General features: G+C 70.3%; 17 protein-coding genes and 1 tRNA gene. 8 read left to right on the top strand and 10 right to left on the bottom strand.

Going from position 1 to position 21,126, the window contains the following annotated elements:
• Positions 1 to 9: 9 nt before the first annotated feature.
• The 5 genes from V6B97_RS08885 to V6B97_RS08865 form a co-directional block, all read right to left on the bottom strand.
• Entirely contained in the window at positions 10 to 585 is a 576-nt protein-coding gene (locus tag V6B97_RS08885) for a hypothetical protein (RefSeq protein ID WP_333506143.1), read from the bottom strand.
• Positions 586 to 589: 4 nt separating this feature from the next.
• Entirely contained in the window at positions 590 to 1,138 is a 549-nt protein-coding gene (locus V6B97_RS08880) for a hypothetical protein (RefSeq protein ID WP_333506142.1), read from the bottom strand.
• Positions 1,139 to 1,149: 11 nt separating this feature from the next.
• Positions 1,150 to 3,063, bottom strand: a complete 1,914-nt coding sequence (locus V6B97_RS08875) for a hypothetical protein (RefSeq protein ID WP_333506141.1) — start codon at positions 3,061 to 3,063, stop codon at positions 1,150 to 1,152.
• A gap of 681 nt (positions 3,064 to 3,744) precedes the next feature.
• The gene (locus V6B97_RS08870; protein WP_333506140.1) at positions 3,745 to 5,532 is read right to left on the bottom strand and encodes a helix-turn-helix transcriptional regulator; all 1,788 of its coding nucleotides are present in this window, start codon (positions 5,530 to 5,532) and stop codon (positions 3,745 to 3,747) included.
• 245 nt (positions 5,533 to 5,777) lie between these two features.
• A tRNA-Leu gene (locus V6B97_RS08865) sits at positions 5,778 to 5,864 on the bottom strand.
• 223 nt (positions 5,865 to 6,087) lie between these two features.
• Here V6B97_RS08865 and V6B97_RS08860 point away from each other — a divergent pair.
• Positions 6,088 to 6,993: an Hpt domain-containing protein gene (locus tag V6B97_RS08860; protein WP_333506139.1), complete on the top strand. Its 906-nt coding sequence runs from the start codon at positions 6,088 to 6,090 to the stop codon at positions 6,991 to 6,993.
• 115 nt (positions 6,994 to 7,108) lie between these two features.
• Here the strand turns inward: V6B97_RS08860 and V6B97_RS08855 are convergent, their stop codons facing one another.
• The 3 genes from V6B97_RS08855 to V6B97_RS08845 form a co-directional block, all read right to left on the bottom strand.
• A complete protein-coding gene (locus V6B97_RS08855) occupies positions 7,109 to 7,759 on the bottom strand; it encodes a response regulator (protein ID WP_035065830.1) in 651 nt (216 codons plus the stop codon).
• A 368-nt stretch (positions 7,760 to 8,127) separates the two neighbouring features.
• Positions 8,128 to 9,342: an ABC transporter ATP-binding protein gene (locus V6B97_RS08850; protein ID WP_333506138.1), complete on the bottom strand. Its 1,215-nt coding sequence runs from the start codon at positions 9,340 to 9,342 to the stop codon at positions 8,128 to 8,130.
• A 63-nt stretch (positions 9,343 to 9,405) separates the two neighbouring features.
• Entirely contained in the window at positions 9,406 to 10,668 is a 1,263-nt protein-coding gene (locus tag V6B97_RS08845) for a M20 family metallopeptidase (protein WP_333506137.1), read from the bottom strand.
• A gap of 377 nt (positions 10,669 to 11,045) precedes the next feature.
• Between V6B97_RS08845 and V6B97_RS08840 the strand changes: the two genes are divergently transcribed.
• The 5 genes from V6B97_RS08840 to V6B97_RS08820 all read left to right on the top strand — a co-directional run bounded on the left by V6B97_RS08840 (position 11,046) and on the right by V6B97_RS08820 (position 16,347).
• Entirely contained in the window at positions 11,046 to 11,294 is a 249-nt protein-coding gene (locus V6B97_RS08840) for a FeoA family protein (protein WP_333506136.1), read from the top strand.
• A 122-nt stretch (positions 11,295 to 11,416) separates the two neighbouring features.
• On the top strand, positions 11,417 to 11,617 hold the full coding sequence (locus V6B97_RS08835) for a hypothetical protein (protein WP_333506135.1): 201 nt from the start codon (positions 11,417 to 11,419) through the stop codon (positions 11,615 to 11,617).
• A gap of 121 nt (positions 11,618 to 11,738) precedes the next feature.
• Positions 11,739 to 11,996 (top strand): FeoA family protein, encoded by a 258-nt coding sequence (locus tag V6B97_RS08830; protein WP_333506134.1) that lies wholly within the window; start codon positions 11,739 to 11,741, stop codon positions 11,994 to 11,996.
• 2 nt (positions 11,997 to 11,998) lie between these two features.
• Positions 11,999 to 14,332, top strand: a complete 2,334-nt coding sequence (gene feoB, locus V6B97_RS08825) for a ferrous iron transport protein B (RefSeq protein WP_333506133.1) — start codon at positions 11,999 to 12,001, stop codon at positions 14,330 to 14,332.
• 338 nt (positions 14,333 to 14,670) lie between these two features.
• The gene (locus tag V6B97_RS08820) at positions 14,671 to 16,347 is read left to right on the top strand and encodes a sensor domain-containing diguanylate cyclase (protein WP_333506132.1); all 1,677 of its coding nucleotides are present in this window, start codon (positions 14,671 to 14,673) and stop codon (positions 16,345 to 16,347) included.
• A gap of 300 nt (positions 16,348 to 16,647) precedes the next feature.
• Here V6B97_RS08820 and V6B97_RS08815 read toward each other — a convergent pair whose 3' ends face one another.
• Together V6B97_RS08815 and V6B97_RS08810 are read right to left on the bottom strand one after the other, a co-directional pair.
• A complete protein-coding gene (locus V6B97_RS08815) occupies positions 16,648 to 17,070 on the bottom strand; it encodes an FKBP-type peptidyl-prolyl cis-trans isomerase (RefSeq protein ID WP_333506131.1) in 423 nt (140 codons plus the stop codon).
• A 198-nt stretch (positions 17,071 to 17,268) separates the two neighbouring features.
• Complete coding sequence (locus V6B97_RS08810) at positions 17,269 to 18,471, bottom strand: M20 metallopeptidase family protein (RefSeq protein ID WP_333506130.1); 1,203 nt, start codon at positions 18,469 to 18,471, stop codon at positions 17,269 to 17,271.
• Between the two features lie 531 nt (positions 18,472 to 19,002).
• Here V6B97_RS08810 and V6B97_RS08805 point away from each other — a divergent pair.
• Positions 19,003 to 19,794, top strand: coding sequence for a TrmB family transcriptional regulator (locus V6B97_RS08805; protein WP_333506129.1), 792 nt, complete (start codon positions 19,003 to 19,005; stop codon positions 19,792 to 19,794).
• A 65-nt stretch (positions 19,795 to 19,859) separates the two neighbouring features.
• Positions 19,860 to 21,125, top strand: coding sequence for a diaminopimelate decarboxylase (gene lysA, locus V6B97_RS08800; protein ID WP_333506128.1), 1,266 nt, complete (start codon positions 19,860 to 19,862; stop codon positions 21,123 to 21,125).
• The last annotated feature ends 1 nt before the right edge of the window (position 21,126 follow it).

Here is a 21,126-nt window from a genome sequence, read left to right as displayed (position 1 = left end):
GCTCGCAGGTTACAGGTCGTCGCCCGAGTAGGCGATTTCCCTGTCGGTCACATCGCCCGGCGATGCCAGGACGACCTTGCCCGGCGTTATCGACTTCACCACGTATCCGGTATCCGCAACGGTCTCGCCGGCGCGGTATTCAAGGCCGTCCAGGATGGCCAGCACGCTGTTGCCGATGGCCACGTAGCCCGTGTAGGCGATGTCGTGCGCGGCGCTCTTGCCGCCCTTGCCATCGGGCCCCGCGCCGCCCGCGCCGTCGCCCTTGCCCTGCACGGGGTGGAAGGGGTTGGGCGCGGCCTGGCGCACCGCCGCGTCCAGCACGTAGAGCTGGCTGGGGGTGATCACCGCTTCGGCCAGGGTCTTGCGGGCCTGCTCGACTATGGGGCCGGGGGCTTCGGCGCCGGGGGGCAGACCCCCCGCGAGGCCAGCCGCGCCAGTCGCGCCAGCCAGGCTGGAGGAAACGGAGCCGGGAGCGCCCACGGCCGTGACCGGCCGCGAAGCGCCCGACGGCAGCAGAAGGATAACCACCGCCGCGATGGCCGCGACGCCCGCCATGCCGATCATGATCTTTTCCCTGCGGGTCATGCCTTCACCCACCGATCCGCGTTGCGTTGCCGTTCACCTTCACCCAGATGGACACCTTGTAGCCCGGCCACTGGGTGCCCGCGGTCACTTCCATGGATTCCACGCGGTCCAGCCACGGCTGCGCCGTGACCTGCATCAGAAAGGCGCGGAACGATTCCAGCGGGCCGTCCATGACCCCGTCCAGCCGCACCATGTCGCTGTTGCCCAGCACCGATTCCGCCAGCGGCACGAAGCGCACGCCCTTGAGCGAGGCGCGGTTGCCCATGTCCTGCAAGGCGCCGATGGCTTCCGCCAGGGCGGGCGGGTTGGGCGCGGCCAGCGCGGTGCGCCGGGCCAGCGATGCGTCGAAGCGGGCGGCGTCGGCCTTCATTTCGGCGATGACCGGGGCGAAGGCCTGCTGCATCTGCAACATAGCGCGGATCTGCGCCGTTTCTTCGCGCACGCGGGCCGTCTCGCGCATGGCGGGCGCGATGAGCAGCAGCGCCATGCCCACGATGGCCGCAACGGACAGCCCGGGTACGAGAAAGGGTGATGTGCTTTTGGATGCTTGCATGGCTGTGCCCGTCACACCAGTTTGAGGGTGGCTATGAACTGGAGCGATTCGGTGGCTGTGCCCGTTTCCGGGGCCTTTTTCTCCACCGTCACCGAAAGCACCATGGGCGAGCGTTCCAGCCGGTACAGGAAGTCGGCCAGCATGGCCTCCCGCTGGAGCATGTCGCCGGAGACCACCCCGGTGACCACGGCCATGGCCGTGGCGCTGGCGGCGGCGTCGGGCTTGGCCTGCGGCTGCGCCTGCCTGCCCTTGGCGTCCTTCGCGCCGGAAACCTGGCCATGGTCCAGTTGCGTCAGGCGCAGGCCGGAAAGGCGCACCCCCGACGGGGTGACGGCCGCCAGTTCGGACAGCAGGGCCACGGACACCTGGCGGCGGCTCATGGACTGCACGGCCAGGCGCAGGGCCTTGCCCTTGGCCGAGGCGGCCAGCAGCCTGGCCTTGTCGGTGGTTTCACCGTAGGCGGTCAGTTGCTGGCGCAGCGCGTCGCGGTCGTTGCGGGCCGAAAGCAGGGCCGCGCCCTGAAAGCTGGCGAACACCGCCGTGCACAGCACTACCACCATGCTGCCCACGGCCACGGCCAGGCGGATGCGTTCGCGCTGGCGGGCCTGCCTGCGCTCGCGGAAGGTGTTGACGCAGTTCTGGGTGCGATCGTCGCTGGACAGCGAAAGGCCGACGGCCCACTGGCCTTCGGCGCAGTCCGGCGGCAGCTTGGCGATGTCCAGTTCCGCCCCCGGCGTGGCCGGGCCGCGCTGGCTGTTCAGGGCCGCGCACGGAATGCCCACCTGGCGCCCGAATTCGTCCACCAGCGGTTGCAGGCAGCCGCCGGGGGTGGAAAGGAACATGCGCGACACGGCGGGGTAGCCGAGGGTGTTGGCGAAGTGGTCCATGGTGCGTTCCAGCTGGCGCACCAGGCGTTCCACGGCCGGGGCGATGCTGGCGCCGATGTCGGCCACCGGTCGGGGCACCGGACCGGCGGATGGGGCGGATGGGGCGGATGGGGCGGCGGAGGGCACGGGCATGGGCTGGCCGGTGGCGCCCTGCGCGGGGACGGACTGTCCGCAGGTGCTGTCGCGCAGCAGCAGGGCGCGGGCCTCGGCGTCGTCGAGGGGGCGGGCGGTGCCGGCGGTGGATTCCACCAGGGCGCGGGCCAGGCTGGCGAAGCCGGTCTTGACCATGCGGCTCAGCACCACCTGGGACGAGGAGTAGATGTCGATGCGGGTCGATTCCTCGTCGATGTGCAGCACCACGAACTGTTCCGTGGCCGGGTCCAGCCAGCCGGTGGTGAACAGGTTGTGCGAGGCGATGACCCGCGTGGCCGCGCCCGCCAGGGCGAAGCCCGCCCGCTGCACGATGTTGCGCACCTCGCCAAGGGCCGCGCGCACCGCCAGCGTGGCGGTGACGGGCAGCTTGGGCACGCCCTTTTCGATGATCTCGCTGCCGATGGTGCAGTCGAACACCGATTGCCGCTCGTCGAACTCGCGTTCCTTGCGGGCGGTCCAGAAGGCCACGTCGTCGCGTTCCTTGGCCGAAACCTTGGGAATGCGGAAGTGCCAGTGTTCGGCGTGTTCGTCGGGCAGGGCGGCCCACACCTCAAGGTCGGGGGCGGGGCCGCAGAAGTCCAGGATCTGCTGGCGCAGGAAGGAGGAGAAGGCGTCGTCGCCGGGGCGGATACCGGCGGGAATGCGGACGGCCTGCACCCCCTGCAACACCGGCAGGCCCGCGCGGCCGTGGCGGCTTTCCGCCAGGTACAGGCACCGGCCGCGCCATTCCACGCCGAGCACGCGGCGTTCCTTCAGCGGGCGCAGCAGCGGGATGTTCCACTTGCCGGAGCCCGGCTCCGGCCGGGGAGCGGGGCGCGCGGAATCGCCCTTGCGGATGAGTTCGAGCAATCGCCCGGTGGAGGACGCATTGGCGTGCAGACCCATGAAACCACCATCCCGATTACGGTTTCCCGGGTGGCGCGGGCCACCCGTGGTTGTCGTGCCGTATCGCAAGGCCAGGAGCGGCGCACGCATGCTCTCGCCGCCGTGGCGGCGCAAGCCTGTCGTGTGGGCCAAGCCCGGCCGTTCGTCATGACCCGCCGGAGCCGAATGGTGCCGACAGGTTATGACGGTGAGGTGTCCGTCCGGTTCTGCTCGTGTGGATGATGCGGAATGCGCCGGGCCGAAAGGCCCCCCCTGCGGCCCGGCGTATCCCCCCCTCTCTATGACGGCTCTGACCTTGCAACAAAGAATTGTTGGCGTGCAACCGCATTATAACTTTTCTAGAGAAAAGACCACTCACTGTTACGTCGCGTAAGCGGAAGGGCCGGGCCGTACTGGCGCGGCGCGCGGTTCTCCGGGCGGTGCACGCGGGAGAAACGTAACGGTGTCGCCACCATACCCTGCGGAAGGAAAAAAACAATCACCCGGAGCCACGACGGCGGGTGATATTTCGGGTGATTTTTGGGGGAGGGGCGTGTGCAGGCGTGGGTGACGGCACGTCGCGTCGCGCGGGGACGCGGTGGAATGATGTGACAGAGTGGCGCGGCTCGGCGTGGCAGCACCGGGTACGGCGGGCGGCCTGGCGCGTTGAGAGGGGCGGGGGACGGGAGGCGGACGCGGGCGTCAGTTGTCGGGCCGGGCCGGGTCGAACCGCGTGACGGCGTTGCGCAATTCCTGCTGGTTGCCCACGCCGAGTTGCCGGTAGATGTTGCGTACGTGGGTCTTCAGGGTGTTGTACGAGATGTTCAGCCGGTCGCAGATCTCGGGGCCGCTGTGGCGATCCGCCAGCAGCAGGGTGACGGCCACCTGCTGCCGGGTCAGGCCCATGCGGCGCAGGGAATCGGCCAGGCATTCCGCGGGTGGGGCCGACGGGTAGGTGCGTGGGGCCGCTTCGCTGAGCATGGCGGGCCGGGATGACGGCCCGTGGGGGGGATTCGGAGGGAGCGGCGGCGTGGCGGGCGCGGGAGCAGGAACGGTGGCGCCGAACGGGCGCCCTGTGCCGTGCAGGCCGAACCGGGGAGGCACCGGCAGTTCCGCGCCGTCCGCGCCCACCGGCGCCGGGGGGCGCCACGCGCCGGTGCAGGCCGACGGCTGGGGCGCGGCCACGGGCGGTGTCGTGTCCGCCGCGGTGCCGGAAAGGTCGGAAAGGATGGTCCGCAGGGCGGCATCGTCGTCGCACTCGGCGTCGTTGCCGGAGCAGTCGGCCCCGGCTTCCGCTCCGGCATGGTCCGGCACGTGGCCGGGCAGCGGCCAGCCCATGTAGGTGGCCGGATCGGGCCGCACCACCAGCATGATGGAGATGATGGCGCACACCGCCGCCAGCGAGAGCACCTGGATGTGGGCGATGTCCTGCGGCAGCAGCATGCCGAGCCCCAGGAACAGCAGGCTGCCCGCCCACTGCGAGCCGAACAGCAGCGCCCAGTACAGGGCCACGATGCGCGCGCGGTTGCGTCCGGCGTGCAGGCCCGCGCTGTGCAGCAGCGAGGCGTACATGAACACGTCCAGCAGCGCGCTGCCCGCAAGCTGGATGAACATGGGCACGCGCGGCATGCGCTGGCCGAGCAGCATCAGCGTGGCGAAGCCCAGGCCCAGCAGCGGCAGGGCCAGCCGGAACAGATGGCGCGGCGCCACCGAGGGCTGGACGCGCAACAGGATGGCCGCGCACAAGGCCACCCCGCAGAACACCACGCTGGAGGCCATGACCGTGGCGTCGCTTTCCGGGGGCAGTTGGTCCAGCAACTGATAGAACAGGCCGCAGGCCGCGCTGGCCAGGAACAGGGCCGCCAGCAGCGAGGCGGGCAGCGGCCGCAGGGGGGCGGGGGCCCTGCCGCCGGTGGCCTCGGGCAGGGTAAGGTTGCCCAGCAGCAGCCGGGAGAGCGCGGGCAGGCCCACTCCCAGGGCCAGCCAGGCGGTCTCGCCGCCCAGGCCGGAAAGGGACAGGGCCAGCACCGATTCCGCGACGACGGCGGCCATGGCGAAGCAGAGCGCGGCGTCCAGGCCGGACAGGGCGGCCAGGCGCAGGCCCCAGCCGTGGAGGAGCAGGGCGGCGCCCGCCACGGCCAGCGCGCCGAACGGCAGGTCCATGCCCGTGCCGTGCAGGCCGAGGCCCGGCATCAGGCCCACAAGAGGCAACAACAGCGCGGCCAGGGCCGCGTCATGCACCCGCGACAGGCGCGTGGCGCGCGGCAGCAGGGCAATGCAGCGGGCGCAGGCCAGCATGGTGGCGATGGCCATGGGCATCACCCATCCGCCGGCGTTCTCCGGCAGGGCCAGTATCTGCGGCAGGTGGGCGCGCAGCAGGCCCGCCCGCATGAGGTACCACATGCAGGCGATGGAAACCCCCAGCCCCACGCCGCCGCGCAGCAGCATGGCGGCGGAACGCAACGGCTGGCGATCCACGGAAAACGGCATGACACTCCCCCCCGGCACAGTCCCATTGAATGGAATCCCGCTTCTGCATGCATGATTTTGCTGTATGCGGCAACGCGTTTAGAGATGTTCAAATGCTGTCGGCGCAAGGGGGAGAAGGTGCGGGGGACAGGGACGGATGCGCCCCGGCTGGAATAGGATGGACTGGACCGGTGGAGCGGCCGGGCGCGTGCCCCGGCCCGAAAACGCAGAAAGGTCCCGGCGAATGCCGGGACCTTTACCGTCGATGGTGCCGAAGGGGAGAGTCGAACTCCCACGGGGGAACCCCCACTAGACCCTGAACCTAGCGTGTCTACCAATTCCACCACTTCGGCGCAGGAGGGTCTTCTAGCCAAACGCCGGGAGGTTGGCAAGCGTTTTTTTCAAAAACCTTGCGAATCCTGGCCGACGCGGGCTTCGGGAAGCCGGACGCCGTTGGCGGGCGCGGAAAAATACTTGCCTGCGGGTGAGGGCTAAGGCAATGGCTCATGCCTGCCGATAGCACGGGTGCGGGCATGGGCGCAGCGTCGCCCTGCACGCCGGGGGAGAGGAGACACGATGCCCAAGGCCATGGAGGACGGTGACACCCCGTCCCCCCATCAGGTGGATGCGATGGATGCCGGTGCGGATGCGCCGGAAGCGGAAATGGAGCACGGAGGCCCGCCGGATGGCCGGGGCGCGCGGCAGCCCGCCACGGGCGCGTCCATCGGCACGGGGCACCCCCTCGTGCTGGTGCTGGATGCGCGCCCGGCCGTGCGTGACGCCCTGGCGGGGCAGGTGATTTTGTTGTTGCCGGGGGCGCGTCCGCATGCCGGGTGCCCGGCGGCGGATGCCGTCATGGGGCACGCCGGTGGAGACGCGGCCCCGGCCTCGCGGCTGGTGGTGCGGCTTGCCGGTACGGACATTCCCGTGCCGCATGGCTGGGGCGATGCCCCGGTGGCCGAGGTGCGCCCCCGCGACGCGGACGGGGACGGCGTTTCCGTCGGGCGGGGCGATGCACCCGGCCGCCCGGAGACGACCGGCCGTGTGGATCTGGCTGACGTGGCGCTGGCGCTGGCCCGCTGCGGCCAGTTGCACCGCGTGGCGGAAACCGGTCTGCCGCCCGGCTGCCGGCTTTCGGGGGCGGCCATGGCCGCAGGCGTGCCCGAAATGCTGCGCCCGCTCCTGCCCGGCGTGCGGCGTACCGCCGAGGTGCTCGCCGTTCAGGCCGACGAGGCGCTGCGCTCGGGCGACCTGGTGCTGCTGGCCCGCGTGGGGCACACCCTGTGCGGCATGGCGGCCAACTATGGCATGCCGGAATGCGCCGCCTGCGCGGCAGCCCTGGAAAGGGCCGCGCAGACCGGTGAGACCGGTGCCGCGGCCGATGCCCTGGCCTGGCTGCTGGCCGCCGTGGCCGCGCTGGCTACCGTGGCGGACCCGACCGGAACGGATCCCGCCGGAACGGTCCCGGCCGACAGGGGATAGCGCACGGGCATAACGAAACGCATCGACGGGCCGGACCCCCATGGGAGTCCGGCCCGTCGATGCGTTTCGCTGGTCTTTCGGTGGCCTTCGCCGATGCCCCGCTCTGGCGTGACGGTCAGGGCGTAACGGTCAGCCCGTGCTCGATGGCGAAGCTGACCAGTTCGGCCGTGCTGTCGGCACCCAGCTTGCGCTTCAGGTTGGCCTTGTGCTTTTCCACGGTCTTGTGGCTGATGCACAGCTTGTCGGCGATCATCTTGTTGCCGTGGCCCTCGGCCACCAGCTTCAGCACCTGCTTTTCGCGGTCGCTCAGCAGGTCGAGCAGCGACCCGCTTTCGCGGCGGCCGTGGCGCAGGAAGTCCTCGATGAGCAGTTCGGAGATTTCGGGGCTGATGTACCGCCGCCCGGACAGCACCGTCTCCATGGCCTGCACCAGGATGTCGCTGGAGACGTTCTTCAGCACGTAGCCGTCGGCCCCCGCGCTGAGGGTGCGGTAGATCAGGCTGTCCTTCTTGTGCGCGGTCAGCGCGAGGACCTTGGTGCGCTCGCAGCGCCGCTTGATCTCGCGGATGGCCTCCGTGCCGTCCATGAGCGGCAGCGTCAGGTCCATGAGCACGATGTCCGGCATGTGCTTTTCAACGATTTTCAGGGCCTGGATGCCGTCCGGGGCTTCTCCCACGATGGTGAACGCGGGATACGCCCCGAGCAGGGCCTTCAACCCCTCACGGACGATATCAAGGTCTTCGACGAGCACAACGGTTTTCGACATGTCGGCAGCCTTTGACTATGATGTGGCTGGTCTGAAAATAACACGGTACGTTATATGTGCCCCCGGTGGAATTGTAAACCTGCTTTCGTCGCAGTAGGGTTATTCCCCATTATAGCGTAGGGGGTGCGGCTCGTGGTAGGGCGTGCACGGCAGCGCCACCGCAATGCGGCCGGCAGCGAAGCGGCACGCCTGTGCGCTGCTGTGCCATGGCATGCGGCACGGGGAGCGTGCATGGCGCGTTCCGGCCCTCTGTGGATGCACGGGGGGCGCACTGCGGGGTCGGCATCGTCCGGCAAGGCGGGCAGGAAGGAGCATGTCCGGCCCCTGCGCGTCAGGCCCGGTCATGACCGGATCCGGTCGTGACCAGGTCAGGGCGTCGTCGGCGTGTCCGGCGCGGACGGGGCATGCAGCCAGCAGCGCACGCCGTGCGCGGGCGCCGCGCCGTCGGGGTGGGGGGCCGCCATGGCCCAGGGCTCGACCTGCGGCGGCCGGGCGAGCAGGGGCGGCTCCTGTTCGGCGCACCGGGCGAAGGCGTGCGGGCAGCGGTCGCGGAAGGTGCAGCCGGAGGGCAGCGCCCACAGCGGCGGCACCGTGCCCGGAATGGCCGACAGCCGTTCGGCGCGCGGGCCGGAAACCGCCTGCGGCACCGAGCGCATCAGCCCCTGGGCATAGGGATGCAGCGGCCGCGCGAAGAATTCGCCCACCGGCGCGTACTCCATGATCCGCCCGGCGTACATCACCGCCACGTGGTCGGCGGTTTCCGCCACGACACCCAGGTCGTGGGTTATCAGCAGCACCGCCGCGCCCCGGCGGGCGGCCAGGTCGCGCATCAGGCGCAGTATCTGGCGCTGGATGGTCACGTCCAGTGCGGTGGTGGGTTCGTCGGCGATGAGCAGGCGCGGGTCGCAGGCCAGGGCCATGGCGATCATCACCCGCTGGCGCATGCCCCCGCTCATCTGGTGCGGAAAGTCGCGGGCGCGCAGTTCCGGCGAGGGGATGCCCACCTGCCGCAGCAGGTCCACGGCACGCGCCGCCGCCTGGGATCGGGAAAGCCCGAGATGCAGCCGCAACCCCTCGGCGATCTGCTCGCCCACCCGGAACACCGGGTTCAGCGAGGTCATGGGCTCCTGGAAGATCATCGAAATGCTGCGCCCGCGCACCCCACGCATGTCCTGCTCCGGCAGGGGCAGCAGGTCGCGCCCCTCCAGCCGCACCGACCCGGCGGCGATGCGGCCCGGTTCCGGCACCAGGCGCAGCAGGGCCAGGGCGGTCATGCTCTTGCCGCAGCCCGATTCGCCCACCAGGCACAACGTGCGCCCCGGCTCTATGGAAAAGGATATTCCCGCCACGGCGCGCAGGGGGGCGCCCGGCTGTCCGTCGGCGTCGGCGCGGCCGGGAAATTCCACGGTCAGGTCGCGCACATCCAATAATGGATGCCCGGCAGGATGCCCGGACACGGGGAGCGGCCGGACGCCAGTCGGGAACCCGGCGGCGGTCGCGGAGGTGGTTGCGGCGGTTGCGGGGGTCGCGCGGCCCGGCGCGCTGCCGAGCGCGGCAGGGGGTATGCTGGTGATGTCGGTCATGTCCGGCCTGTGGCTGTTTCCGCCTGTAACTGTTTCTGATGATGCCGCCAGTGCGGCGCGGGGCTACGCCCCCGTCTCCGCCGCCTCTCGCGCCAGGGCCAGCAGGGCTTCGTACACCGGCGCCAGGCTGGGGATCAGCAGGTGTTCGCGGTCGGTGTGCTGGCTGGTTTCGCCTTCCGCGCCCCAGACCACCCCGGCCATGGAAAGGTCGGTCAGGAAGCGGGCGTCGCTGGCCCCGTGGGCGCAGCCGGTGGCCGCGCCGGGGGCTTGGCGCAGCAGCCTGTCCAGCCACGGGGTGTCGCCGGTGACGAACAGCGGTTCCAGGCGGGTGACGGCCAGTTCGCCCCGCACGGCGGCCCGCATGTCGGCCACGATCCGGTGGGGATCGTCGTGTTCCGTGTAGCGCACGTCCAGATGGGCCACGGCCTCGGCGGGCACCTGGTTCACCGCCGTGCCCGCGTGCAGCAGCCCCAGGTTCATGGTGCGGTGCCAGTGGGTATCCGGTTGCGGAGAAGCGGCGGGGGACGGCGGCGTGCCCCGTTCTGCCAGTCCTGCCCGTTCCGCCAGTTCCGGGTACAGGCCGGGGAAGAGGGGCTTCAACGCCTCGTAGTCGCGCACCAGCGCGTCCACGGCGTTTTCGCCCAGCCACGGGCGGGCGCCGTGGGCGCTTTTGCCCTTGGCCGTAAGCATCAGGTCGATGACGCCCTTTTCCTTGATGATGACCGAACCCGGCGAGCCGCCGTCCAGGGCCACGCAGAAGTCGGCGCGGATGTGCGGCAGGGCGCGGAACGCGCCGTTGCGCCCGCCGGTCTCCTCGTCGCCGGTGATCACCAGCACCAGGGGCAGGGCCTCCGGCCCCCGGCCGCGCGCCGCGAGGTCGCGCAGGCAGCGGCGGCACAGCACCAGCGCCAGGGCCACGGCGTACTTGTCGTCGATGGCCCCGCGCCCGTGCAGCACGCCGGTTGCGGTGTCGATGCGCGGCGTGAACAGTTCGTCCGCGCCGTCCACCACGTCGAAATGCACCAGCAGGGCCAGCGGGGCGGCGTGGGCGGGGTTGCCCGCCAGCAGCGAGGGCACCCCCTCGTGCTCCATGCGGAGGCAGGGGATTTCGTTGTCGGCGAGCCAGGCGGCGATGACGTCCGCGCAACGGGCAACCTCCGCCGGGCGCGAGGCGGTGGAGCGGATGGCCATGAGCCGGGCGGTCAGCGCCACCATGTCGGCGATGTCTTCGGCCGTGGCCTCGTCCAGGCCGGACGGCAGGCAGGCGCGGGCCTGTTCCGCGAACCAGGCGGGGGCGGCGGTGGGGTCGGCTGCGGACTGGGGCATGGGGCATGGGCTCCTGGAAGATAATGATGGCGGCGCGCCCCGGCATTGGGAAGAGGCGGGATGGCGCCGGTTCAGGGCCGGATCGAAACCGGGCCGCAAGGCTACCGCACCGGACGGGGCGCGTCCAGTTCGCCGGGGCGTCCCCGCAGGGCGCGACGGAGATTGGCGTACGGGGCGGAAGGGGGTGCCGTTTTTGTCGAGAAGGAACTTGACAATCATTTTCAGGAGGTGCAGAAACGGGGTGTCGGGCGTGCACGCCCGGCGTCGGCCCCGCTTTCCGCGCCGTGTCCGCGCCAGTGCCGGTGCCCGTATCGGTACAGGCGGGGCAGGGTGCGCGGCGGCAGCCGCCCCGGAGTCCCCAGGCCAAGGAGACGCATATGCCCTGTTGCAAGCTGAGTGATGTTCCCGCCGGATGCCGGGTCCGGGTGCGTCGTCTTTGCGACAAGCAGGGCGAGCGGGGCAGGCTGTGCGCGCTGGGCATAACGCCCGGCACGGAACTGGAAGTCTGCTCGCAGGCGGGCGCGTGCTGCGTCAGGGTGCGCGACGCCTCCCTTGTGCTGGGCGACGCCCTGGCCTGCGGCGTCTACTGCGAGCCGGTGCAACTGGCCGGACGGGCTCCTGACTGACGGGTTGCGCAGAAGGGTTGCGCTGACGGGCTGTGCCTGATGGACAGCGACTGACGGGCGCCAAGCCCGGCGTCCGGCGCCGACGGCGCGTTCCCGCCACGGTCATCGAAAAGGAGAATGCAATGAGTTGGGACACCCTCGTGGTCGTCGCCATCGTGCTGGCGGCGGCAGGGTATGTCGCGTGGCGGTACCTGTTCCGCAAGTCGGGCGGGTGCGGTTGCGGCTGCTCGGGCAGCTCGGGTGGTTCGGGCGGATCGGGCTGCTGCGGCGGCGGGGGGCACACCGCCTCCAAGCCCGGCGACTCCTGCGGCTGCGGCAAGTAGCGGCAAAAAGAGCTGGAGATGGCCGGCCCTCGGGTCGCGCCTTTTTTTAACCCGGTTGATGAGAAAGATTTTCAATTTCGCGGGGGCTGCCGCCCTCGCACAGCGAGGAGGAGACACGAAGATGGGCAAAACCATTCCCCTGCGGCAACTGGCCGTGGGCCAGCGGGCGCGCATCGCCACGGTGAGCGCGCACGGTGAGATGGGGCGGCGCATCCGCGACATGGGGCTGATCCCCGGCGCGGAGATCGAGGTGATGGGGCGCGCGCCCCTGATGGACCCGGTGGCCCTGCGCCTGAAGGGGTTCACCCTCTCGTTGCGCAACAACGAGGCCGACTACATCGCCGTCGAGACCGACGCCAAGCCCCGTCCGCAGGAGTAGCCATGTCCGCCAACGTCATCGTCGCCCTTGCGGGCAACCCCAACTCCGGCAAGACCACCGCGTTCAACGAGTACACCGGCTCGCGCCAGCACGTGGGCAACTACCCCGGCATCACGGTGGAAAAGAAGGAAGGCATCGCCCGCGTGGACGGGCGGGAAGTGCGCGTGGTGGACCTGCCCGGCACCTATTCGCTCACCGCCTATTCCCAGGAAGAAGTGGTGGCCCGCCGCGTGCTGGTGGAAGACCGCCCCGACGTGGTCATCGACGTCATCAACGCGGGCGCGCTGGAGCGCAACCTGTACCTGGCCGTACAACTGATGGAACTGGGCATTCCCGTGGCGCTCGGCCTGAACATGATCGACGAGGCCCGCAAGCAGGGCCTGCGCATCGACGCCGCCCGCCTGTCGCAACTGCTGGACATGCCCGTGGTGGAAACCGTGGCCCGCACCGGCGAAGGGCTGAAGGAACTGATGTCCGCAGCCGTCGGCCATGGCGACGCCAGGCGCGGCGCCCCCTGGAAGCCGCTGGAAATTTCCTACGGTCCGGACCTCGACCCCGTGCTGGCCCGCATGGTCGAGCGCATCGAGGCCGCCCGGTTCCTTACCGACAAGTACCCGGCCCGCTGGGTGGCCCTGAAGTACCTGGAAAGCGACGAGGACATCCGCGCCCTGGGCCGCGCCGCCGGTCCGCTGGCCGCCGAGCTGGAAGCCATGACCGCCGAGGTGGCCCGCCACCTGGAAGCCACCCTGAACAGCTACCCCGAAGCCGTCATCGCCGACTACCGCTACGGCTACATTTCCGGTGTGCTGCGCCAGGGCGTGCTGGCCCGCCACGACGAACTTTCGGAGCGTCTCGCCGCCTCCGACCGCATGGACCGCGTGCTCACCCACCGCCTGCTGGGTCCGGTGATCATGCTGGCCGTGCTGTACGGCATCTATGAAATCACCTTCGCCATCGGCGAATACCCCATGGGCTGGGTGGAAGCCTTCTTCGGCTGGCTGAACGAGACGGCGTCGGCCGCGCTGCCCGACGGGCTGCTGAAGTCGCTGGTGGTCTCGGGCATCATCGACGGCGTGGGCGGGGTCATGGGCTTCGTGCCGCTGATCATGCTGATGTTCATGATGATCGCCTTCCTCGAAGACTCCGGCTACATGGCCCGCGTGGCCTACATGCTGGACCGGGTGTTCCGGCTGTTCGGCCTGCACGGCTGCTCGGTGATGCCCTACATCGTGTCCGGCGGCATCGCGGGCGGCTGCGCCGTGCCCGGCGTCATGGCCGCGCGCACCCTGCGCAGCCCGCGCGAGCGGCTGGCCACCATCCTCACCGCGCCGTTCATGACCTGCGGCGCCAAGCTGCCGGTGTTCATCCTGTTCGTGGGCGTGTTCTTCGCCGACCAGGAGGCCCAGGCCATGTTCGCCCTCACCCTGCTGGGCTGGGGCATGGCGCTCATCGTCTCGCGCCTGCTGCGCTCCACGGTGATCAAGGGCGAATCCACCCCCTTCGTCATGGAACTGCCCCCGTACCGCCTGCCCACCCTGCGCGGCATCCTCATCCACACCTGGGAGCGCACCTGGCAGTACATCAAGAAGGCCGGTACCGTCATTCTGGCCATCTCCATCCTGCTGTGGGCGGCCATGACCTTCCCGCAACTGCCGGAGGACCGCACCGCCGCGTTCGAGACGCAGCGCGCCGCCGTCACCGCCCAGAAGGAAGCGGCGGAAGCCGCCGGTGACAAGGAGGCCGGTGCGGAAGCCGCCGACGAGGCCGCCCCCGGCGAGGCCGTGGCCGAGGCTCCCGCCGCCGAGGCTGGCGCCGAAGCCACCAACGAAGCCACCGACGAAGCCGGTGAAGCCGCCGCCGAAGGCGAGGAAGAGGATCCCTTCGAGGCGGAGCTTGCCGCCATCGACGCCGAAGAAGCCGCCGCTGGCCTGGAATACTCCATCGCGGGCCGCGTGGGCATCGCCCTGGAATCGGTGACCGGCGCGGCCGGGTTCGACTGGCGCACCAACATCGCCCTGGTGGGCGGCTTCGCGGCCAAGGAAGTCATCGTCTCCACCCTCGGCACGGCCTACTCGCTGGGCGAGGTGGACGCCGAGGACGCCGCGCCGCTGGCCGAACGCATCAAGGCCGACCCGCACTGGACCCCGGCCGTGGCCGCCGCGCTGATGGTCTTCGTGCTGCTGTACGCCCCCTGCTTCGTCACCGTGGTGGCCATCAAGCAGGAATCGGGCTCGTGGGGCTGGGCCATCTTCAGCACCGTGTTCAGCACCATCCTGGCCTTCGGCCTCGCGGTGGCCGTCTACCAGATCGGCACCGCCATGCTGGCCGGGGGATAGCCCCGGCGGGCGCGGCCCGCGCACCATCCGCAACCACACGAGGCGCCCCTGGGGGCGCCTCGTTCGCGTTTGGCGGGGCGTGCGGCCCGCGCCGGACGGGCATCCCCCGCGCGCCGCCGGGAGCGCCACGGCGGCCGCAGACGTGCGCTCGGACGCCCCTTGCGCCGCACGTCCGCTTGCGTACCTGTATCTCGCCGTTTACATTGGCGGGGCCGCCATCATGCGCGGCGCGCCGGGGGGCGTGCCGCGCGCGGCATCGGACCGGCATCGGACCGGCATGGGCCGGGCACGCGGGGGACAAGCCGGACGGCCCACGGGCCATCGGGGGGACTGACGCCATGCGGCGTGGCCGTACCATCAAGGCGCAACTCAGGTTCTATTCGCTGCTGCTCATCCTGCTGCCGCTGGCCCTTTCGCTGGCGGCGTTCTACGGCGTGCTGCGCACCGAAGGGCTGGACAGGGCCCAGAGCGAGATGCAGGCGGAACTGCGCCATCACCGTTTCGACGTGGAGCGCTGGCTGGGCTACCGCCTGGCCGACGTGGTGCACGTGTCCCGCACCGATGCGGTGCGCCGTGTGGACCTGCCCGCCATGACGCGGGATTTTCACGCCTTCCTCGACGCGCACGGCGATTTCCGGTCGCTGGTCTACGTGGACGCGGCCGGGCGCACGGTGGTCGACTTCGACATGCCCGAGGGCGGTGTGGATATTTCCGACCGCGAATACTTCCTGCGGGCGCGCCAGGGGCAGCCGTTCATCTCGCGGGTGCTGGTGGGGCGCACCTCGGGCAAGGCCATCGTGATCTTCTCGTCCCCGGTGCTGAACCCGCAGGGCGACTTCGCGGGGCTGGTCTTCGGCGCGGTGCGCATCGACGCGCTGCACGAGATGGTCAGCAGCCTGCGGCGCACCCCGGTGGATCCCCCCTTTCTGGTGGACGCCGCCACCGGCCTGCCCCTGCTGGCCCCGGAAGGCGCGCCGGCCATTCCGCTGCCCGCGGACAGCACGGTCATCGACGGCCCGGTTCCCTATCGCAACCGCGACGGCCACCGGGTGCTGGGGGTGGGGCTGCCGCTCAAGAACGGCGAATGGCTGCTGGTGCAGGAGCGCGCCGTGTCCGACGTGCTGGGCGACATGCACCGCCTGCTGCTGCTCCTGCTGGCGGTGTCCGGCCTGACCATGGCCGTGCTCACGCCCTTCCTGCTGCGCCTCGCGCGGCGCGTCACCGAGCCCATCGAACGCATATCCGCCATGTCCGAGCGGATCATGGCGGGCGAATACGGCAACGCCTGCCCGGGCCTGGACGCCGCGCAGGTGACCCCGGAACTGGAACGGCTGTACCGCAACTTCTGCCGCATGGCCGAGCGCATCGGCATCCACGTGGGAGAACTGGAGCGCCTTTCCGGCACGGACGACCTGACCGGGCTGGCCAACCGCCGCCTGCTGGCCGAGGAGGGCGCCCGCATCGTGGGCATCTGCCGCCGGGCCGGGCAGCCGTGCGCGTGCCTGATGCTGGACCTGGACCGCTTCAAGCACATCAACGACGTGCACGGGCACGCCACCGGCGACGAGGTGTTGCGCAGGCTGGCCGCCACCATCATGTCCACGGTGCGCTCGTCCGATTTCGCGGTGCGCATGGGCGGCGAGGAATTCGCCGTCATCGCGCCCAACACCGACGCCGTCCGGGCCATGGCCCTGGCCGAGCGCATCCGCCGCAACGTGGAACGCATCGACCTGCGCCAGGGGGGCATGCCGGTGCCGGTGGCCATCAGCGTGGGGGTGGCGGGACTTGCCGCCGTGCCCCGCCATGGCTCCGGACCACTCGAGGATCTGCTGGCCAGGGCCGACAACGCGCTGTACCGGGCCAAGCAGGCGGGCCGCAACCGGGTGGTGCTGTGGGAGGAAACGGTTCACGCCGCGCCGGAGGACCCGGCGGAGCAGGCGGATCGGGTGGAGAGGACGGATGCGGAGGAGCCGGGGAAGGAACCGCCAGCCCCGGAGCCCCCGGTCAGGGACTGATGCCGCGCCCGCGCGGCTGTCCAGGCGGCAACGGAATGCGAAAACGGCGCCCACCCGTCAGGGGGGCGCCGTTCATGTATTCGGGGCCGGTGCGGCGGTCCCTAGGGGCTGTTTCCAAATCAGGATTTTCGTTCGTTGGCAAGGAAAACGAGCCTGCCATGAGGGAGTGCGGCAGCCGTTGGGTGAGCGAAGCGAACCTTACGGATGGCGACCGCAGAGCGTACTCTTATGGTATTCGACCGACATGGCAGGCGAAGTTTGACGATGCCAACGGGCGAAAGGACTATTTGGGGACAGCCCCTAGCAGATTTCGATCAACTTGATGTCAAAGGTCAGGTCTTCGCCGGCCAGGGGGTGGTTGGCGTCGAGGGTGACGTGCTCTGCGGTGACGTCGGTGACGGTGACGTCAAGCTCGCCGTCGTCGGTCATGAGTTGCAGCATCAGGCCCACCTCGGGCTCGATGTGCGGGGGCACCTGGTCGCGCGGCACGGTGATGACCATTTCCTCCACGTGTTCGCCGTAGGCTTCGTCGGCGGGAATGGTGACCTTCACCGACTGGCCCTTGCCCAGGCCCAGCACGGCCTTCTCGAAGCCGGGGATGAGCATGCCTTCGCCCAGGGTGAATTCCAGCGGTTCGCGGTCGCGCGAGGAATCGAATTCGGTGCCGTCGTCCAGCGTGCCGGTGTAGTGGACGCGGACGGTATCGCCGTTCTTGAGTGCCATTGGGGGCTCCTTGGGGGAGAATCTGTGATGGACGCCCGCCAGCCGGAATCGGATGGGGCGGCAACGGCCGCCGCGGCCGGGCGGACCCGTGGACCATCGCCCGCCCCGTACGGAATGTCAAAGATTATTCGGTGGCGGGGGGATGCGTCACATGCGCGGCGTTTCGCGCGGCGTCCGGCGGCGCGCCCGGCCGCCGGGCTACGCCCCGGTCTCCGGCGCGTCCCACCCGGCGCACAGGTGCGCGGCGGCCCGGCAGAGCACCTCCGTGCCCACGGGCAGGCAGGATTCGTCCGGGGCGAAGGCCGGGTTGTGCACCGGGGCCACGCCCGGCCCCCCGCAGCCCACGAAGAAGAAGCACCCCGGCACGCGTTGCAGGAACATGGAAAAGTCCTCGCCGCCCATGGTGGGCACGGGCTCCATCACCCGGCCGGGACCCACGGCGTCCAGCGCGGCCCGGCGCACCAGGGAGGCCGCGCGCGGGTCGTTGATCACCGCCGGGTGGCACCACCTGAAGTCCAGCCGGTGCGTGGCGCCCATGGCCGCGCACACCCCGCCCGCCACCTGGTCGATGCGCTTCTCCCACAGGTTGCGCACCTCGGGCGCGAAGGCCCGCACCGTGCCCGCCATGCGCGCCTCGCCGGGGATGACGTTGTACGCCGTGCCCGCATGCAATTCGCCGATGGTCAGGATGACCGGCTCCAGCGGGCTGGTCATGCGGCTGACCACCCGCTGCAACGCGCCCACCACCTGCGCGGCCGTTTCCAGCGCGTCCACGCACAGGTGCGGGTTGGCGGCGTGGCCGCCCCTGCCCAGCACGGTCAGCTCGAAGCGGTCCATGGCCGCCATGAGCGGGCCGGGCTTCACCCCGACGAAACCGGCGGGAATTTCCGGCCAGACGTGCGCGCCGACACACACGTCCACCCTGGGGTCGTCCAGCACGCCCGCCTCGATCATGGGCTGCGCTCCGCCGGGGCCTTCCTCGGCGGGCTGGAACAGGAACAGGACATGCCCGCGCAACGCGCCGGGATTCCCGGCGGCCAGGGCCGTGAGCACCCGCGCCGCGCCCAGCAGCATGGCCATGTGCATGTCGTGCCCGCAGGCGTGCATGCAGCCGGGGTGCTCCGAGGCGTAGTCCAGCCCAGTGGCCTCTGGGATGGGCAGCGCGTCCATGTCGGCGCGCAGCATCACCGTGGGGCCGGGCCGTCCGGAGTCGAGCAGGGCGGTGACCCCGGTGCCCGCGATGCCGGTGCGCACGGGCAGGCCCAGCGCGGCCAGTTCCCCGGCCACCAGGGCGGCGGTGCGCACCTCGTTGAAGCCGGTTTCGGGGATGCGGTGCAGGCGGCGGCGCAAGGCCACGATGTGCGGTGCGGCCGCGCGGATGCGGTCGGAAAGGGAATCCATGGGGTCTCCTGCCATGTTCCTGGCATGTCCCTGCCGTGTTCCTGTCATGTCCTTGGCGGAGCGCGACGGTCTGTGTGCGACCGTGTGCGACCGTGTGCGACTGCGGGCCATGGGCGCGGGCACGGCGCGCGGCGGACCGCCGGGGGACGGGGCCGCGCGGGTCGTGAAGGTGACCGGATTTCGTGCTCCGGATGTTGACAATCCGTGGCCGCTGCTTTAGTGGTACCAATCAGTACTACGCATGAGGTTTCCCCCGCCGCGCACGGAACCCGGTGCCCCTCGGCCAGTAATTGGCCAGGGCGCACGGAGCGGGGCGAAGGGATGGCCGCCGGATATCGGGCCGATGGCCGGTGGGTGCCGGGCGGATGCCGGGCGGACAGCAGGGCCGACAACGCGGCCAGTGTAGCGCAAGGCGGCGTTGCCGTCAGCCCCGCCACCGGATGGTTGTGCGGTCATCCCGTATCCGGCCGTCCGGCGGCCCTCATGCACCGGTACCCCGCCGCGCCCCGGCGGGCTTGTGGAAGGAAGCACATGGAACTCATCCAGGCATTGCGCAAGTTCGGCTTCACCCAGCAGGAATCGCTGATGTACCTCACCCTGCTGCGGCACGGCAGCCAGGCGTCCCATCAGAACCCCCAAACTCCCCAGAATCCCATGACCGGGTACGAGGCGGCCAAGGCCGCCGGAATTTCACGCTCCAACGCCTACGCGGCGCTGTCGAGCCTGGTGGAGAAGGGCGGGGCCGTGGTGGCCAGCGGCGACACCAGCCGCTACATGGCGCTGCCGCGCGAGGAACTGCTGCTGAACCTGCGGCGCGACGCCGAGGGCACGCTGGCCTTCCTGGAAGCCAACCTGCCGGACAGCGAGCCGGACGAGACGCCCTACCTGACCGTGGCCGGGCTGCGCAACACCGAGGACAAGATCCGCAACATGCTGCATCTGGCGCGGCTGCGGGTGTACGCCTCCATGCACGCGGACAACGTGGCGCTGTTCCGGCGCGAGTTCGACGACTGTGTGGCGCGGGGGCTGAAGGTGGTGCTGCTGTCCAACGCCGATCCGGGCATCGCCGGGGCCACCTTCCTGAAGAACCAGGCGGGCACCGGGCACGTGAAGCTCATCGCCGACACCAGCGAGGTCATCGCGGGCCTGCTGGAACCGGGCGTGAGCGGGCGCTGTCTGTATTCGCGCAACGAGCACCTCGTGTACCTGATGCGCGAGGCCATACTGCACGAGATGGAACTGATCCGCATCCGCGCCGCCATGCCGAACGCCATGCCAAACGCCATGCCTGACGCCGGGGCGGACTCCACCCCGGACAACTGACGGACCACCGGACGGGGCCACGCACAGAACGCGGCCCGCGCGCCGGAAACACGACGGAGACCTTCATGCCCAACGTCCGTTCCACCTACACCGACGCGGTCGGCTTCTTCGGCCGGACCACGCCCGAAGAACTGGTGGCCGCCTACGGCAGCCCCCTGTACGTCTACAGCGAGGCCCTGCTGCGCGCGCGCTGCCGCGAGATGAAGGCCCTTTCGTCGCATCCCGGCTTTTTCGTGAACTATTCGGCCAAGGCCAACACCAACCTTTCGCTGCTGCGCATCGTGCGCGAGGAAGGGCTGGTGGTGGACGCCATGTCGCCCGGCGAACTCCACGTCAACGAGGCGGCCGGGTTCACCCCGGACCAGATCCTGTACGTGTGCAACAACGTGTCCGAGGCGGAACTGGCCAACGCCGTGGCGCACGGCCTGCTGGTGAGTGTCGATTCGCTCTCGCAACTCGACCTGCTGGGCAGGGTGAACCGGGGCGGCAAGGCCATGGTGCGCTTCAACCCCGGCATCGGCGCGGGGCACCACCAGAAGGTGGTCACGGCGGGCAAGGCCACCAAGTTCGGCGTGGACCCCTCCGAGGCCCCGCTGGCCGAACTGCGGGCCATCCTGGCCAAGCACGAGATGACCCTGGCGGGCGTCAACCAGCACATCGGCTCGCTGTTCCTGGAGCCGGACGGGTACGTGGCGGCGGCGGACTTCCTGCTGTCCGTGGCGGAGAAGTTCGACACCGTGGAGGTCATCGACTTCGGCGGCGGCTTCGGCATTCCCTACCGCAAGTATGAAGAGCAGCCCCGGCTGGACCTGGCCGCCACGGCGGAACGGTTCCACGCGCTCATTTCCGCCTGGTCGGAACGCACCGGGTACAGGGGCCGCTTCTACGTCGAGCCGGGCCGCTACGTGGTGGCCGAATGCGGCCTGCTGCTGGGCACGGTGCACGCCACCAAGCACAACGGCCCCACCCGCTACGTGGGCACCGACCTTGGCTTCAACGTGCTGGCCCGCCCGGTGATGTACGACGCGCACCACGACATCGAGGTCTACCGCGCGGGCGGCGCGCCCGACGCGGCCCTGCACCCCCAGACCGTGGTGGGCAACATCTGCGAGAGCGGCGACATCATGGCCAGGGAACGTGCGCTGCCCGCCATCCAGGAGGGCGACATCCTGGGCGTGCTGGACACCGGGGCCTACGGCTACGCCATGAGTTCCACGTACAACCAGCGGCTGCGCCCGGCCGAGGTGCTCATCGGCCTGGACGGGCAGCCCCGGCTGATCCGCCGCCGGGAAGAGCTTTCGGACTTGATGGCGTTTTTTCCTGACGCCTAGT

Source organism: Nitratidesulfovibrio sp. 1201_IL3209 (assembly GCF_036763125.1).
GTDB lineage: Bacteria > Desulfobacterota > Desulfovibrionia > Desulfovibrionales > Desulfovibrionaceae > Cupidesulfovibrio.
This window is presented reverse-complemented; position numbering and strand designations above follow the sequence as displayed.

Excerpts from the sequence above, each read along its gene's own strand:
- V6B97_RS08885 (WP_333506143.1), bottom strand. The coding sequence starts at position 585 with ATGACCCGCAGGGAAAAGATCATGATCGGCATGGCGGGCGTCGCGGCC.
- V6B97_RS08880 (WP_333506142.1), bottom strand. The coding sequence starts at position 1,138 with ATGCAAGCATCCAAAAGCACATCACCCTTTCTCGTACCCGGGCTGTCC.
- V6B97_RS08875 (WP_333506141.1), bottom strand. The coding sequence starts at position 3,063 with ATGGGTCTGCACGCCAATGCGTCCTCCACCGGGCGATTGCTCGAACTC.
- V6B97_RS08870 (WP_333506140.1), bottom strand. The coding sequence starts at position 5,532 with ATGCCGTTTTCCGTGGATCGCCAGCCGTTGCGTTCCGCCGCCATGCTG.
- V6B97_RS08860 (WP_333506139.1), top strand. The coding sequence starts at position 6,088 with ATGCCCAAGGCCATGGAGGACGGTGACACCCCGTCCCCCCATCAGGTG.
- V6B97_RS08855 (WP_035065830.1), bottom strand. The coding sequence starts at position 7,759 with ATGTCGAAAACCGTTGTGCTCGTCGAAGACCTTGATATCGTCCGTGAG.
- V6B97_RS08850 (WP_333506138.1), bottom strand. The coding sequence starts at position 9,342 with ATGACCGACATCACCAGCATACCCCCTGCCGCGCTCGGCAGCGCGCCG.
- V6B97_RS08845 (WP_333506137.1), bottom strand. The coding sequence starts at position 10,668 with ATGCCCCAGTCCGCAGCCGACCCCACCGCCGCCCCCGCCTGGTTCGCG.
- V6B97_RS08840 (WP_333506136.1), top strand. The coding sequence starts at position 11,046 with ATGCCCTGTTGCAAGCTGAGTGATGTTCCCGCCGGATGCCGGGTCCGG.
- V6B97_RS08835 (WP_333506135.1), top strand. The coding sequence starts at position 11,417 with ATGAGTTGGGACACCCTCGTGGTCGTCGCCATCGTGCTGGCGGCGGCA.
- V6B97_RS08830 (WP_333506134.1), top strand. The coding sequence starts at position 11,739 with ATGGGCAAAACCATTCCCCTGCGGCAACTGGCCGTGGGCCAGCGGGCG.
- feoB (WP_333506133.1), top strand. The coding sequence starts at position 11,999 with ATGTCCGCCAACGTCATCGTCGCCCTTGCGGGCAACCCCAACTCCGGC.
- V6B97_RS08820 (WP_333506132.1), top strand. The coding sequence starts at position 14,671 with ATGCGGCGTGGCCGTACCATCAAGGCGCAACTCAGGTTCTATTCGCTG.
- V6B97_RS08815 (WP_333506131.1), bottom strand. The coding sequence starts at position 17,070 with ATGGCACTCAAGAACGGCGATACCGTCCGCGTCCACTACACCGGCACG.
- V6B97_RS08810 (WP_333506130.1), bottom strand. The coding sequence starts at position 18,471 with ATGGATTCCCTTTCCGACCGCATCCGCGCGGCCGCACCGCACATCGTG.
- V6B97_RS08805 (WP_333506129.1), top strand. The coding sequence starts at position 19,003 with ATGGAACTCATCCAGGCATTGCGCAAGTTCGGCTTCACCCAGCAGGAA.
- lysA (WP_333506128.1), top strand. The coding sequence starts at position 19,860 with ATGCCCAACGTCCGTTCCACCTACACCGACGCGGTCGGCTTCTTCGGC.